The organism is Listeria sp. MAN/IMW/UF555 (genome assembly GCF_058684075.1).
Genome location: NZ_JBZWZS010000001.1, coordinates 95,139 through 109,635, shown reverse-complemented (window position 1 = coordinate 109,635; position 14,497 = coordinate 95,139). Strand labels below are relative to the sequence as shown.

The 14,497-nt window shown below is 37.1% G+C and carries 14 protein-coding genes; 1 reads left to right on the top strand and 13 read right to left on the bottom strand.

The genetic code is table 11. The annotated features are described in order from the left end of the window. Window positions 1-10: 10 nt before the first annotated feature. The 4 genes from AC4PG8_RS00530 to sppA all read right to left on the bottom strand — a co-directional run bounded on the left by AC4PG8_RS00530 (window position 11) and on the right by sppA (window position 3,339). Window positions 11-1,021 (bottom strand): class I SAM-dependent methyltransferase, encoded by a 1,011-nt coding sequence (locus tag AC4PG8_RS00530; protein WP_033838198.1) that lies wholly within the window; start codon window positions 1,019-1,021, stop codon window positions 11-13. A 190-nt stretch (window positions 1,022-1,211) separates the two neighbouring features. After that, on the bottom strand, window positions 1,212-1,709 hold the full coding sequence (gene tpx, locus AC4PG8_RS00525) for a thiol peroxidase (protein WP_003727378.1): 498 nt from the start codon (window positions 1,707-1,709) through the stop codon (window positions 1,212-1,214). A 60-nt stretch (window positions 1,710-1,769) separates the two neighbouring features. Then, window positions 1,770-2,306 (bottom strand): RDD family protein, encoded by a 537-nt coding sequence (locus AC4PG8_RS00520; RefSeq protein WP_033838200.1) that lies wholly within the window; start codon window positions 2,304-2,306, stop codon window positions 1,770-1,772. A gap of 19 nt (window positions 2,307-2,325) precedes the next feature. Beyond that, on the bottom strand, window positions 2,326-3,339 hold the full coding sequence (gene sppA / locus AC4PG8_RS00515; protein WP_112119904.1) for a signal peptide peptidase SppA: 1,014 nt from the start codon (window positions 3,337-3,339) through the stop codon (window positions 2,326-2,328). Window positions 3,340-3,518: 179 nt separating this feature from the next. Here sppA and AC4PG8_RS00510 point away from each other — a divergent pair, with 179 nt between their 5' ends. Continuing rightward, window positions 3,519-4,322 (top strand): NAD kinase, encoded by an 804-nt coding sequence (locus AC4PG8_RS00510; protein ID WP_003723315.1) that lies wholly within the window; start codon window positions 3,519-3,521, stop codon window positions 4,320-4,322. 70 nt (window positions 4,323-4,392) lie between these two features. On the opposite strand, the gene AC4PG8_RS00505 is transcribed toward AC4PG8_RS00510, so the two are convergent. From AC4PG8_RS00505 to ezrA, 9 genes are all read right to left on the bottom strand, one after another. Then, window positions 4,393-4,644 carry a hypothetical protein gene (locus tag AC4PG8_RS00505; RefSeq protein WP_112119905.1) on the bottom strand — a complete coding sequence of 84 codons (252 nt, stop codon included), beginning with the start codon at window positions 4,642-4,644 and terminating at the stop codon, window positions 4,393-4,395. A gap of 292 nt (window positions 4,645-4,936) precedes the next feature. Then, entirely contained in the window at window positions 4,937-5,887 is a 951-nt protein-coding gene (gene argF / locus AC4PG8_RS00500) for an ornithine carbamoyltransferase (RefSeq protein ID WP_492169921.1), read from the bottom strand. A 1-nt stretch (window position 5,888) separates the two neighbouring features. Beyond that, window positions 5,889-7,043, bottom strand: coding sequence for an acetylornithine transaminase (argD, locus tag AC4PG8_RS00495; RefSeq protein WP_492169920.1), 1,155 nt, complete (start codon window positions 7,041-7,043; stop codon window positions 5,889-5,891). Then, the gene (gene argB / locus AC4PG8_RS00490) at window positions 7,040-7,792 is read right to left on the bottom strand and encodes an acetylglutamate kinase (RefSeq protein WP_492169919.1); all 753 of its coding nucleotides are present in this window, start codon (window positions 7,790-7,792) and stop codon (window positions 7,040-7,042) included. The genes argD and argB overlap by 4 nt, the downstream gene beginning before the upstream one ends. Before the next feature lie 12 nt (window positions 7,793-7,804). Further along, the gene (argJ, locus tag AC4PG8_RS00485) at window positions 7,805-9,001 is read right to left on the bottom strand and encodes a bifunctional glutamate N-acetyltransferase/amino-acid acetyltransferase ArgJ (protein WP_492169918.1); all 1,197 of its coding nucleotides are present in this window, start codon (window positions 8,999-9,001) and stop codon (window positions 7,805-7,807) included. Between the two features lie 15 nt (window positions 9,002-9,016). Beyond that, window positions 9,017-10,048, bottom strand: a complete 1,032-nt coding sequence (argC, locus tag AC4PG8_RS00480; protein WP_492169917.1) for an N-acetyl-gamma-glutamyl-phosphate reductase — start codon at window positions 10,046-10,048, stop codon at window positions 9,017-9,019. 171 nt (window positions 10,049-10,219) lie between these two features. Continuing rightward, window positions 10,220-11,431: a tRNA uracil 4-sulfurtransferase ThiI gene (gene thiI, locus AC4PG8_RS00475; protein ID WP_160463798.1), complete on the bottom strand. Its 1,212-nt coding sequence runs from the start codon at window positions 11,429-11,431 to the stop codon at window positions 10,220-10,222. Between the two features lies 1 nt (window position 11,432). Then, window positions 11,433-12,572, bottom strand: coding sequence for a cysteine desulfurase family protein (locus tag AC4PG8_RS00470; RefSeq protein WP_492169916.1), 1,140 nt, complete (start codon window positions 12,570-12,572; stop codon window positions 11,433-11,435). 127 nt (window positions 12,573-12,699) lie between these two features. Next, window positions 12,700-14,415 (bottom strand): septation ring formation regulator EzrA, encoded by a 1,716-nt coding sequence (gene ezrA / locus AC4PG8_RS00465; protein ID WP_492169915.1) that lies wholly within the window; start codon window positions 14,413-14,415, stop codon window positions 12,700-12,702. Window positions 14,416-14,497 lie beyond the last annotated feature (82 nt).

Genomic DNA, 14,497 nt, shown 5'->3' with positions numbered 1-14,497 from the left:
TTTGTTTTTGTCAATTCCTTCCATTATTGTTTCCCTTGAACCAGTTCTCAATTTCAGCTAAAATCGGTGCAGTTACGCTCGGATCTGTTAGCGAAGAGAGATTGGCCAGTAAAACTTCTTTTGGCGGCTTTACATCTACGTCCGCTTTTCGTAAAATCAAGATGCTTTTTCGTGCTTGTTCAGACTTAAACAGTGTTTCAGGTAATTTAATAATTCCCTCAATATGACCGTTTTTCTTGATAAACTTGTCCACCTTAGCAAAGTCACTAGTCCCAAACATTGCGTCAGGTACCAAGAAGAATAAATATCCTCCTGGCTTTGTGTAGCGCATTCCTTGTTCAATAAATAAGAAATGTGCAAATGAATGCCCTTCTTCACGGCAAAGTTCAAATGTTTTTGCATTTTCATCATCTGGATAGTAGCCAACTGGCAAATCACTAATTACGACATCTACTGGATCTACTAATAAATTAGCTAACCCATCTTGATGAAGTAAGGTCATTTTTTGTCGCTGTAAATCCGCGCCTACTAATGCAAGCGAAATAAGCAAATCATCTACATCCACACCACTCGCATGAACTTCTACATCGCCTTTTAGCTCTAGTTGGTTTATCACAGTAGTTAAAAGGTTCGCTGTTCCACAGGCTGGATCCAAAATAGAAATGTTTTTCTTTTTTTGAATCACTTTTTCAAGTAAGTATGCCACAATAAATCCGATCGAATCTGGTGTCATTTGGTGATTAACTTGAATACCGTGTTTCATGCCTTTTAGTAGTGCTAACTGAAGACCTTTGCGTATTTCTTCATTTGAGAAATTTTCGAGTTCTATACTTTCATAGGACTCTTGTAATTTCAATTGTTTTTCAGAAGACAACTCTTCTTTTTGTAAAACTTCTTTTTGAAACAGATTTTCTCCTGTTTCATAAACCGCTTCCAAATAGCTTATTTCAAGCTCATTTTGCAAGATAATAGCTGTATTATCAAGCACTTGAAATAATTCTTGCGTTGCTTCATTTGCCAAAAGTAACACCTCGAATTTTTATCATTACTAACACCACCAAACATTATACAGTATTTCCAAAGAATGTGAAAGGATTTTCTGTAGTAAAATGTGAAATATCTGCTGGAAATATTTAATTAGGAATAGTACAGTTTATTTTTAGTAGTAATACAGAAAAAAGCCCCCCTCATACAAGGAAGACTTTTATCATTTATGCTTTTTTCGCTGCTTCTATAGCTGCTTCATAATTCGGATGATCGCTGCCTTCAGGAACAACTTCTGTGTAAACAATTTCTCCTGCTGCGTTTACAACAAACACTGAACGTGCGAGCAAGCGAAGTTCTTTCATAACGACACCGTATGCTTCTCCAAAAGAAAGGTCACGGTGATCAGATAAAGTAATCGCATTTGGTAAACCTTCTGCTGCACACCATTTCTTTTGCGCAAATGGTAAATCAACTGAAATAGTTAAGACTACCGTGTTATCAAGATTGCTTGCTTCTTCATTAAATTTACGCGTTTGAGTAGAACAAACACTTGTATCAATGGAAGGAACTACGCTGATAAGTCTCACTTTTCCGTCATAATCGTGCAAAGTTACTTCTTCTAAATCTCTATTAACCACAGTGAAATTTGGCGCTTTATCGCCTACTTTTCTTTCAGTACCTACTAGTGTAACTGGATTATGCTTAAATGTTACTTGAGTCATTTTTCTTCCTCCTTTAAATTGACGCTTCTATTCCATTCTAAAGAAGAAAAACTCGATAAGCTATTTTTTTGCTCCATTTGTCCATTTTTCGTCTAGCTCTAAATAACCAACGTGGACAACTGATGTGGATTCAAAAAAGTCTGCAATCCCTTGTTTGTTTGGCGTGAAAGCACAAACTACATACAGTGGCCACACCGTCTTTAAAACAAAGCGCATGGCACCTTCACGAAATAGAACGGTAAGCCACGTTAATTTCTCGCCGTCTAATTTTACTACACGAAGACCGAACAGCATTTTACCAAGTGTTTGCCCGAAAAATTTCGTTAGTAGAATAAAATACGCGAGAAATAGAACGGTAACCATTATCCAATAACCAGAGAAAAAACTGTTCTCCATATTGATTCCAGCAACTCGGAAAATAGGATTAACAATGATTCCTTTAAGTGCAGCAATAGCAACTAAATCAACCAAGTAAGCTAAAAATCGCACCCAAAACCCAGCAAAGTACTGCTTAGGAATAGCATCTTCTTGTTTGATTGGCGGCTCATAATGGTAGACTTGGCGTTTATTTTCCAAAGCAACATTTTCATTACTCATTTGCGCCTCTCCTCTCACATTATTCTCCATATAAATACATCATCCTTGGTGCTTTGAGTGTGCCAGTTAACTTAATTAATTGAGTAATATCAGCATTTTGACCACTCATTTTTTGAGCAGCTACAGAGAATAATGAACTAAAGCTTTCAGGAGCATCATATTGAATTACCGTAGCGTCTTTTAAGTCTTTTTCTTTTTTCAAGGCTTCTAAAGCATCTTCTTGATAACCAAATGCGTCAATCAAGCCGTTTTCTTTTGCTTGGCGACCATCGTAAATACGACCATCAGCAATTTTACGAACTTGCTCTTCAGACATACCTCGTCCTGTCGCTACTACTTTAACAAACTCATTATAAGAATCATCAATCATTGACTGCATAATTTTTTTCTCATCATCAGTCATCGGTCTTGTTCCGCTCATGATGTCTTTATATGCACCACTTTTAATGGTATTATCGGAAACCCCTAATTTTTTCATTAATTCGCTGTAGTCATAACCTTGCATAATAACCCCAAGAGAACCTGTTAGCGTTTCTTTACTTGCAAAAATCTTATCGGCTGGAGCTGAGATATAATACCCGCCTGATGCCGCCATACTCCCCATGGAAACATAAAACGGAATTTTACGTTCTTTTTTAATTTGTAAAATTTTATCGCGAATTTGCGCGGATTCCATAACACCGCCACCTGGTGAATTAACATACAACAGAACACCTTGAATAGCATCGTTATTTCGCACTTCTTCTAATTGATCCATGAAAAACGCGTGATTATAACCAGTCTCGCTAAATAAAGATCCCGCTTCTCCAGTGTCTTGAATCGTTCCATCAACGGATAATACAGCAATTGTATCTTCCCCGCCTTCCTCGATGACTGTTTCTGTTAGTTCACTAGTGTCAGCGAATATACTTTCCATTAGTGTCGGTTCACTATCTTCCATTGAAGCAATTTGACTTGATGTAAACTTAGCTAGCGCACTAACAATTAAAAGTGCAAATACAATTCCTAGTGCAATCCATCTTTTTGCGTTCATTAAATTCTCCCCTTTTTCTATTTAGATACTGTAATAATACCAGTCTCCTCTGTTTTGCACAATCTTTCTTTTAAATTGTGTCCTATTTCACTTTTTTACTGGATGAAGAAAGTAATTGAACTTAAGTCGTGTTATAATAAGTTTGTTGATTAAAATTGGATTCTGGAGGGACAACTAACATGGCAAAAACTATTTTTTATTTTTCCTATCGAAAAACAGAAGAACTACATGCAAAAGCAAAAGAACTAAAGAAAATTACGACGGATTATGGCTATGAATTAACTGATGATTATCAAAAAGCAAACGTTATTATTAGTATTGGTGGCGATGGTGCTTTTCTTAAATCCGTAAGAGAAACAGGCTTCCGTCAAGATTGTTTATATGCAGGAATTGCGCTTACAGAACAATTAGGTCAATACTGTGATTTCCATATTAATCAATTGGATGAAATCATCAAAGCAGCAATAGAAGATCGTTGGTTAGTACGTCGTTACCCAACTATTTATGGAACAGTGAATAATACGAAAGCATTTTACGTATTAAATGAATTCAACATTCGTTCTTCTATTATTAGAACGCTTACGATGGATCTTTATATTAATGATTCTCACTTTGAAACTTTCCGAGGCGATGGAATGGTTATCTCCACACCAACAGGAAGTACCGCTTATAATAAATCAGTGAACGGTTCTATCGTGGATCCGCTACTGCCATCTATGCAAGTAAGTGAACTCGCTTCTATTAATAATAATAAATTCCGTACACTTGGTTCTTCTTTCATTCTTAGTCCAAAACGTAAACTACGTATTGAAATTGCGTCTGAGGAAGGAAACAACGAATTCCCAATGATCGGAATGGACAGCGAAGCACTTAGTATCCAACACGTTCATGAAGTTAACTTAGAAGTAGGCGATCGTTTTATCAATATTATTAAATTGCCTAAGAATTCTTTCTGGGACAAAGTTAAACGTAATTTCTTATAAAAAACTGAGCATCAAATAAATGAATAAAAAAGCAATATGTTTTGGAATTTTTCCAATTCATATTGCTTTTTTATTTTAGTAGTTGTTGTTTTAGCAAATCTAATAACTCCTGAAAAGTTACTATTTTATCCGGATACTCTTCGTCAAGAATATAATAGGAGATTATTACTTCCTGTGTTTCAAACTCAAAATTTAATTGTGTCAGATTAAAGGTCATTTTAGCTTCCCTTTCAGATTTTAAATTTGCAACAATCTTATAAGCTAAATTTTCGGATAAATTATCACTACTTAAAAAAACATGTATTACTTTATCTCTATTCATATCTACGCGCTCCATTATAGAATTATCATAAGCTGTTTGCAAAAATTCTTTCCAATAAAAATTGGGTCATATACGATTGCTTCAAGTTCCTGTAAAAATTTTGTGTCTACTCTGCCCCTACCTAACATAAAATCGCTTCACTTGATTTTTCACACAAACAATATAGCATAGTGATATTGTTAAATCAATAGGGGTTTCACTTTTACTATTGATCACAAACAAATTAGTTAGGAGAATTATATTAGAATTCAGAGATTTTCAAACATTTTTCTCACATTATCTATTCCTTTAATTATTTTACTTCTAAGATCGCTGCTAGTAATGCTTTTTGCGCATGAAGCCGATTTCCTGCTTGTTGATAAATAACCGAGTGAGCGCCATCAATGATCTCAGCTGTCACTTCTTCTTCCCGGTGTGCTGGTAAACAATGTAAGAAATGATAATCTGGCTTAGCAACACTAGCTAACTCTCTGTTCACTTGATATTTTTCACCAAAATCTGCTAAACGTTTTGCATTTTCCTCTTCCTGCCCCATGCTTGTCCAAACATCTGTATAAATAAAATCAGCATCTGCTGCTGCAAGTTTTGGATCTTCAGTTATGAAAATCTTTGCGCCACTTTCTTCTGCTAATTTTTCAGCAGTACTAAGAATCGCTTCATCCACTTCATATCCTTTTGGCATTGCTAGTCGTATATCTAGTCCAACCATCGCGCTTGCTAAAACGAGAGAGTGACATACATTATTTCCATCACCGATATAGGCTAATTTGACACCTTCAAATTGATCTTTCCATTCATAAATAGTCATTAAATCCGCTAACGCCTGGCATGGATGATGTAAATCGGTTAAACCATTAATAATGGGAATCGCTGCATGGTACGCCAATTCTTCTACTTTTTCATGGCTAAAAGTCCGAATCATGATTGCGTCAATATACTCTGACATCACATGCGCTGTGTCCTTAATTGGCTCGCCGCGGCCGATTTGAAGTTCCTTAGAACTCATTACAATCGCCTGACCACCCAATTGCAAAATCCCCGCTTCAAAAGACACCCGCGTTCTAGTAGAAGGTTTATCAAAAATCATTCCTAAAATTTTTCCACTTAAAATATGACTATAATGAGCTGGATTTGTTTTCATCGCAACAGCTAGCTTAATAATATCGATCAACTCTTCTTTATTCCATTCAAGTAAACTTAACATATCTTTTCCTGTCGTATTACTTTTAACGTACATCGTCATCTCACTCACTTCCAATCAATTGTTTTTCCAAAACGCTTTTTAGTATGCTAATTGCTTGATCTATTTCTGCATAGCTGACAGTTAAAGGCGGTAAAATCCGTAATATATTGGGCCCGGCTGTTAGTATTAATAAACCTTGATTACGTAATTCTGTAACAACTGGCGCCGCGCTACTACCCAGTTCTATGCCAATGAGAAAGCCTTCACCGCGAATCGCTACAACATTTTCTAACTGCTCGAAATGTTCTTCTAATAAATTTCTAAAATAAGCTGCTTTTGCATTCACTTCTTCTAAAAATCCGGTTTGCTTCATTGTTAATAAAATTTCTTTCGCCGCAGCGAGTGCCAGTTTATTTCCGCCAAAAGTAGATCCATGACTTCCCGGTCCAAAAGCACTGCTTAAGTATTCTTTTCCGACCATTGCTCCAATTGGCAAGCCGTTCCCAAGCCCTTTTGCTAAAGTAAAAATATCTGGATCTAAGAAAGTGTGCTGAAAACCAAAAAGCGTTCCCGTTCGACCAAGTCCTGTTTGAACCTCATCAATAATTAGTAATGCGCCCGCTTTTTTACATAGCATTTGAACTTCCATTAGCCAGGCTGCATTCCCTGGTATGACGCCGCCTTCACCTTGGATTACTTCTAACAGTACAGCTGCTGTATTTTCGTCAAGCTCGGTTTTGAAAGACTCTATGTCGTTATAGGGAACGTATGTAAAGCCGGGAACAAGACTTCCGAAACCTTGATGGATTTTAGCTTGTCCGGTAGCTGACATCGAACCAAAAGTACGTCCATGGAAAGATTTTTCAAACGTTATTATTTTTTCTTTGCCTGTATATTTTCTCGCTAATTTAAGAGCAGCCTCATTTGCTTCTGTTCCGCTATTACAAAAAAAGACTAGTTTGTCTGTCCCATCAGTAATTAATTCCGCCACGCTATCTTGCAGTGCACATTCATATAAATTCGAAGTATGCCAAATATTTGCTAATTGGGATTGAATCGCCTCTGTAACATTCTCCGGACAATGACCTAAGTTGCAAACTGCAATCCCGCTAGTAAAATCAAGATATGTTTTACCTGTTGTGTCTTTAACAACTGTACCGTTACCTTTAACTATATCAACTGGGAATCTATTATACGTCGGAAAAACATGTTTCATCTAATCGCCACCTTACTTTTAATTTTTGTTCCAGGATTTTCCAGTGAATTTGTAATAATTACTTGCCCAACACCATTTTCAGCAGCAAAAGCGGCACTTGCTAATTTTGGAATCATTCCGCCTTTTATTATGTCGCTAGTTTGTAATTTGTTTATTTCATCCGTAGCTATTTCGTCGATAATTTTTGCTCCATTTTTCACACCTGGGACATCCGTTAGTAAGTAAAGTGCTTCTGCATTTAGCGCACTTGCTACTTCACATGCCGCTGTATCAGCATTGACATTTAGCCAATCATGCGCGCTATTGATACCAAGCGGCGCAATCACAGTGATAATATTTTCAGCAAGTAATTGTTCGATTAAAGCGGTTTTCACTTTAGTAATTTTCCCAACGAAACCGAGGTCAGAATCATTGATTTGATTCGCTTCTAACAAACCAGTGTCGCCTGCGTTTAATCCAATAACAGAAATATTTCTTTTTTGAAAAGCTGTAGTGATGGCTGGTTGAACTTGGCCAATTAAAACCATTTTTGTGACTTCAAGCGCTTGTTTATTAGTAACGCGCAAGCCTTTTTTTGTCTCAACAGGAATATCAAGTGCTTTCATCATCTTTGTTATATAATGACCGCCGCCGTGAACTAGTACGATTTTCTTTTTCTCTGCCTGCCATTTGATAATTTGCTGGAAGAAATCGTCTGTCAAATTATCACTTGCAACGCCGCCTAATTTTATCACTATCGTATTTTTCATTCTATTCACTCCTTACGTCCGGTAACATGCATTGATTTTGACGTATTCATAACTTAAATCGCATCCCCACGCTGTTCCTGACTCAAGGCCAATATGAAGGTCGACTTCAATAACGATATGTTCTTCTTCTAAATAGGCATCTAATGCTTGTTGATTAAAAATTGTTTGGCTACTATGGTTTAGTATTTCTATGCCGCCAATTTTAATAGTAATGTTATCTGGTGCAAAACGACCACCTGAGTAACCAATTGCGCAAATAATGCGTCCCCAGTTGCCATCCCCACCAAATGCCGCTGTTTTCACGAGACTAGAAGAAACGATTTTTTTAGCTATCATTCTGGCATCTTCTGTTTTAGTCGCGCCTTTTACTTGAACCTCAATTAATTTAGTCGCGCCCTCACCGTCTCGAGCAATACTTTTAGCAAGGTGTTCTGTTACTGCTTGAAACATAGCTGCAAATTTTTCGAAATCAGCTGTTCCTTCTTGAATAAGCGGGTTTTCTGCGCATCCATTTGCCATAACAACGACCATATCATTAGTAGAAGTATCGCCATCAACCGTTATTTGATTGAAAGTTTTATCTACTTTTATTTTTAGTAATTTTTGCAATAATTCAGCTGAAATGGCAGCATCTGTCGTAATAAAAGCGAGCATGGTAGCCATATTAGGGTGAATCATCCCTGAACCTTTCGCTACCCCTGACATCGTGACTGTCTTACCACCTATTTCTGTTTGAAAACTAATCTGTTTTTGAAAAGTATCTGTTGTTAAAATAGCTTCTTCAAAATCAGCTGCGTTTCCTGTTTGTTTTTCTAATAAATCGATTCCAGTCATTATTTTATCCATTGGGAGCATTTCACCAATTATTCCTGTCGAAGCAACTGCTACTGTATCCAGTGGAATCGCTAATTTTTCTGCCGTTTTTGCTCGCATCGAAAGCGCATCTAACATTCCTTGATTTCCTGTCACCGCATTGGCATTGCCACTATTCACTATAATCGCCTGTAACTTCGCGCTATTTTTAAAAGAATCTTTTGTGACAAAAATGGGTGCGGCTTGCATTTGGTTCATCGTGTAAACTGCCGCAGAATTTGCTGGTACTTCTGAGTAAATCCAGCCAATATCATTTCGTTTTCTTTTCAGCCCAGCATGTTTTCCGTCTGCATAAAAGCCTTTTGGTGAGGCGATATTTCCTTTAATAAGCTCCATTTTTTCTTTCCCCTTTCACGGATACACTGGAATAAATCCTAATCCGTCACTCTCAGCAAAATTCGCCATTATATTTAAATTTTGAATTGCTTGACCAGCCGCTCCCTTAACTAAATTATCAATCACGGAAACGATGGTGATTACATTCGTTTTTTCATTATAAGCAAGACCAATATCACAGTAATTAGAAGCCGTTACTTGTTTTACAGTTGGGTAAGTATTTTCTGCTTGAATTCGGACAAATGAAGCATGTTCGTAGGTGGATTCGTATAATTGATGTAACTCTTGCTGGGTAATTGGATTTTTAGGTTTAACGTAGATGGTTGTGAAGATTCCTCGTGTGATGGGAATTAATGAAGTGGAAAATTGAATTGCTGGGATATTCTTATCCCATTTTGTTAGTTGTTGCATAATTTCCGGAATGTGTTGATGGGAATTCATTTTATATAGTGTCATATTTTCATTTGTTTCTGTAAAATGGGTGCTTTTAGATGGCACTTTTCCCGCTCCGGAAATACCTGATTTGGCATCTACAATAATGGATGTGGGATCAATTAGCTGCTTTTTCACGAGTGGAGCTAACCCTAACAAAGTCGCCGTTGCGTAACATCCTGGATTAGCAATAAAAGTCGCAAGTTCATTATCGCGAAATTCTGCTAAACCATATTCCGCCTTAGCTAAGTAATCCTCAGGTGCTGCTTTTTTCCCGTACCATTTCTCGTAAAGCTGATTATCTTTTAGTCGAAAGTCTCCGGATAAATCAATCACATTAAGCCCGGCATTGATGTACGGTAAGGCCACATCTTTCGCGATTCCCGATGGAGTAGCAATAAAAACCGTATCGCTTTTTTCGATAATTTCTGCTGGATTTATCTTCTCTAAGGGGCTAGCTTCTAAACCTTTTAAATGCGGATAAAAGTTTGCCAATGTTTCTGATTGTGCGGAAAAACTATGTAACGTCGCTATGTCGACCGAAGAATGCTGGTGCAGCAAGCGGATTAGCTCAAGCCCTCCGTATCCTGTCGCCCCAATAATAGAAACTTTCATCCTAACCCCTCCCGTTAATTATTAAATGATACTTTTCATTATAGTGATGTATATTTATAATGTCAAATGGTTTTTTATTAATATTTAAAACTATTTTATGCATTTTCAGTTATTTATTATGTATATTATATACAAAAAACCGTTTACCCTAAAAAGGATAAACGGTTTATCTTAAAATAAGTCAGCAAACTCATCTTTTATTTCTGCATTCTCGGCAACATTAACAGAAATCGTTTCTACATTTTCTAATGCCTTTAAAATTAAGGCATCAAAATCTGTGAAACTTTCGTAATGCTCGATTTTATCAAGTTTTGGCTTTGTTTTTGGAGAAGGTGGTGTAAAAATCGTACAGCAATCTTCAAATGGTTGGACAGATAAATTATACGTATCGATTTTTTGTGCGATTTGAATAATTTCATTTTTATCCATTGAAACAACTGGGCGAATAATCGGTGTAGCTGTTACAGCGTTAATTGCTAGCATACTTTCGAGTGTTTGGCTGGCAACTTGGCCTAAACTTTCACCATTAACAATCGCTAATCCATTTCTCTTACGGCGAAGTTCATCCGTAATTCGAAGCATCATTCGGCGTGTAACAGTCATAATCACGCTCTCAGGAATTTGCTGTTTGATTACTTCTTGAATTTCTGTAAATGGAACGATATGCATTTGAACTTGTCCGCTATACTTAGCCAATTTCCCTGCTAGATCGATTGCTTTTTGTTTAGCTTGTTCGCTCGTATATGGCGGGCTGTGAAAATGAACCGCTTCAATCTCCACACCACGTTTTTGTGCTAAATACCCAGCAACTGGACTGTCGATACCACCAGAGAGCATCAGCATCGCGCGACCAGAAGAACCAACCGGAAGACCAGCTGCCCCAAGAATCGTCCGACATGATAAAAAGACGCCTTCTTTACGAACATCAATCGTTAGTTTTACATCTGGATTTTTTACATTGACAGTCAGGTCCTCGATATTTTGTAACACATGTGCGCCGATTTCCTGATTGATTTCATTAGAATCAAGCGGAAACTCACGGTGGCTACGTCTTGCCGCTACTTTAAACGTGCCATTTTCCTCGTGCGCATCTTGAACTAAAGAAAGAGCAGCCGCTTTGACCTCTTCTAAATCTAAATTAACACGAACTGCTGGACTAAATGATTGAATCCCAAAAATCGGTTTTAAACGTTCCTCTGCAAGTTGGTAATCCGCCCCATTTAAAATAATATACATCCGGTCGCGTTCCCCGTGAATACGGACTTCCGGTAAATCTTTCATTGCGCGTTTCACATTTTGTGCCAGTCTAGTCACAAACTGCTTTCTGTTTTTTCCTTTAGTAGATAGTTCTCCGTATCTAATTAACATACGATCAAATTCCAATTTATTTCACCACTTTATTTAGATTTTCAATAATTTCTTGCAACTTTTGAATAAAAATTTTCGCTTCAGATAAACGGTTTTCGTAGGATAGGCTTACTCGCACAGCACCAGTTGCTTCTTCGTCTGTCACGCCCATCGCTTTTAATGTACTGCTTGCTAGTTTTTGTTTAGATGAACAAGCACTCGTCGTCGAAATGTATATATCTTCTTTTTCTAATGCATGAACTAGAATTTCTCCGCGATGACCTTTGGCGGAAAAACAAACGATGTGCGGTGCGGCTACGCTTTTCTTCGTATGGACAGTCATATCAGGCATTTGAGTGATTTCCGATAATAAATAATCACGGATTTCGATTAGTTCTGCTCTCTTTGATTCATTTTCTAGCGTCAACCTTAATGCCTTAGCAAGTGCCACTCCACCAGCTAAATTTTCTGTTCCACTACGGTAGCCCATTTCTTGGCCGCCACCAATAATTTCCGGATGCAAATGAACATTTTTTCGTTTAACAAGTGCTCCTGTGCCGCGTAAAGCATGAAACTTATGACCTGAAAAAGTTAGTAAATCAATCGCATTTTTATCGATTTCGAGCGGAATTTTTCCAATCCCTTGAACAAAATCGACATGAAAGAAAGTATGTTCCCGACTAGCAAGAATCTCGCCAATTTCTTGCAGTGGTTGAATACTCCCGACTTCATTATTAACGCCCATAATAGATACTAAAATTGTTTCATCCGTAAGTGCCGCTTTTAATTCATCTAACTGGATAACGCCATTTTTATCAACTTTTAAATACGTCACTGTAAAACCATTTTCCTCAAGCTCTTCCATTACTAAACGTACAGAAGGATGTTCGATACTCGAAGTAATTATATGTTTTCCACGGTTTTTGTAGCTATAGGCCAGCCCTTTAATCGCTAAATTATTTCCTTCTGTTCCACCAGATGTAAAGATAATTTCTTCTGGCAAAACGTCTAGCATTGTGGCGATTTGTTTTCTGGATGTGTCTAGCAATTCTTTAGACTTAGCGCCAAAACGATGAAGTGAAGATGGATTAGCGAAGTAATTACTTGCTACTTTCGTATATGTTTCAAGCACGGCAGCATTTGGCTTAGTCGTCGCGCTATTATCGAAATAAATCATAAAAAATAGACTCTCCTCCCAAATATTCCACTCTCCATTTTATCATAATTCCAACACTTTCCAACTACTAATTTAGAAAAAAACAAGGATTCCTATTATTATAATAGAAATCCTTGTTTTTTAGGCTTTATTCAATATCATCTACGCTTACTTTTGATTCATAAGCTTTTTCTACTTTTTTAAATGCGCCCGTTTCTACTTTTTCGAGTGCAGTTACAGCAATTTCAAGCGCTTTTTTATATTGGTAGTCGTTATAAAAATGGTTTTCTGCTTGAACTAACTCATCCGCCAACTCCTTGTTGCGCAATCGATAGCGGTTCGCATATTGAATGACGTGCTCAACTAAGCGAACATTTTCCATCATTTCTTCTGCTTTTTCCGTTAAATGAGTTAAATCTTCTTCCGCAATCCGCCAGTCTTGACTAACAGCTTTCATGTTTAAAGGCTTTTCTTCTAAACGTTTTTCAAGTGCATCAATAGATTCTCCCATGTGTGCTCGAAGTGATAGATACTCTTCTGGAAGACCTGGCAAGCGTTCTCGTTCCATTTTACGATCAAGCGTGATAATTCCTCGTCTCATCCGTTCTGCATCATCGCGAGCTTCTAATTCGTCTTTACGCAGCGAACGCAATTCCTCTGCAAAATTATCTTGTTCTGAACTAATAGAAAGTAAAGCAGCATCGATTTCTTTCAGTGTATCTTGTGCTGCAGAATAAGCAATTTCTCCGCTAGCAATTAATGCTGTCAACTGCTCAAAGTTTTCTTTAGCTTCACTTAATTTAGCACTTGTTTTAAGGTAAACGGCTAAATCATCTTCTGCCACATGATACGTTTGTTTTACTTCCGTGATTTGTTCAGCAAGTGCATCAGAAACAGCATTTTGTCGTTTTAATTTATCAGAAGTAGGACTGTGATTTTCTTTCACGAAATGACGCGCTTCTGCTTCGTGTTCAAGCGTATCGTAAAATAATTCGATTTCATTATGTAATTCTTCAATTCCTTCTTCAGCTTCATTTAAATCAAGATTGATTACATTTTGTTTCATTTTTTCAATTTGCGTTTTCATACGAGAAATTTCTTTATCTAACTCCATTTGGGCTAAATAATAACCTTTTCGAACCATTTCTTCATAACCAGCGCGCAATTTATTCATTTCTTCCGGTAAAATTGTATCTGTTTCATGTAGTAATGAAGGAATCCGTTCCATTTGTGCTTCGATGACTGCCATTTCTTTTTGGACGGATATAACGATTTCACGAGCTTCTAAGTGATCTCCTTGGTCTGTTAGAGAATCATAGCGATTTAAATTTTCAGCAAGGCTGTTTAGTTTTGCTTCCACATAAGGTAATGTTTCTCCTAGTTTAAACCCTCGTGTCAAAACTTCCCGACGAAGTTCCGCAAATTTTTCTTTCGTCATTCTGCTTTCTTTCGCGTTCTTTTCTTCACTAATAAGCAATTCTTTTAGACCGCCGAGAATTTGGTCCATTTGTTTTTCAATTACAACAAGCATTTGCTCAATATCGTTTTCTGTATTTGTTGCAGAACGGAATCTGTATCGATCTGCATTCATTTCTGCTTCTAACAAAACTTCTTCTAAATCAGGAAATAATCTAGTTTCAATTTCGTCCCAAGAGGAGCGCCATGATTCGAAAAGTTCTTCTGTTTGACCCGTTAGCTTTAATTTTTTTACTTTTGAAAGTTCATCAATAACCGGCCGTTCTCTGAGTTTAATTTTCGTTTCTTCTAATTCGTTTATTCTTTGGTAATGTTTTCTTTTTAAAATGTAGCCTGCACTAATGACTGCAATTACTACGATAATAAAGCCGATTAACATGTAGTACATCCAAAATCCTCCCATCAACGTTAACTTGTGAAAGAAAAACAGCCACACTCGTGCTGTCCATACACTTTTTCCATTATGTACA

Excerpts from the sequence above, each read along its gene's own strand:
- tpx (WP_003727378.1), bottom strand. The coding sequence starts at position 1,709 with ATGACTCAAGTAACATTTAAGCATAATCCAGTTACACTAGTAGGTACT.
- AC4PG8_RS00520 (WP_033838200.1), bottom strand. The coding sequence starts at position 2,306 with ATGAGTAATGAAAATGTTGCTTTGGAAAATAAACGCCAAGTCTACCAT.
- sppA (WP_112119904.1), bottom strand. The coding sequence starts at position 3,339 with ATGAACGCAAAAAGATGGATTGCACTAGGAATTGTATTTGCACTTTTA.
- AC4PG8_RS00510 (WP_003723315.1), top strand. The coding sequence starts at position 3,519 with ATGGCAAAAACTATTTTTTATTTTTCCTATCGAAAAACAGAAGAACTA.
- AC4PG8_RS00505 (WP_112119905.1), bottom strand. The coding sequence starts at position 4,644 with ATGAATAGAGATAAAGTAATACATGTTTTTTTAAGTAGTGATAATTTA.
- argF (WP_492169921.1), bottom strand. The coding sequence starts at position 5,887 with ATGACGATGTACGTTAAAAGTAATACGACAGGAAAAGATATGTTAAGT.
- argD (WP_492169920.1), bottom strand. The coding sequence starts at position 7,043 with ATGAAACATGTTTTTCCGACGTATAATAGATTCCCAGTTGATATAGTT.
- argB (WP_492169919.1), bottom strand. The coding sequence starts at position 7,792 with ATGAAAAATACGATAGTGATAAAATTAGGCGGCGTTGCAAGTGATAAT.
- argJ (WP_492169918.1), bottom strand. The coding sequence starts at position 9,001 with ATGGAGCTTATTAAAGGAAATATCGCCTCACCAAAAGGCTTTTATGCA.
- argC (WP_492169917.1), bottom strand. The coding sequence starts at position 10,048 with ATGAAAGTTTCTATTATTGGGGCGACAGGATACGGAGGGCTTGAGCTA.
- AC4PG8_RS00470 (WP_492169916.1), bottom strand. The coding sequence starts at position 12,572 with ATGATTTATTTCGATAATAGCGCGACGACTAAGCCAAATGCTGCCGTG.
- ezrA (WP_492169915.1), bottom strand. The coding sequence starts at position 14,415 with ATGTACTACATGTTAATCGGCTTTATTATCGTAGTAATTGCAGTCATT.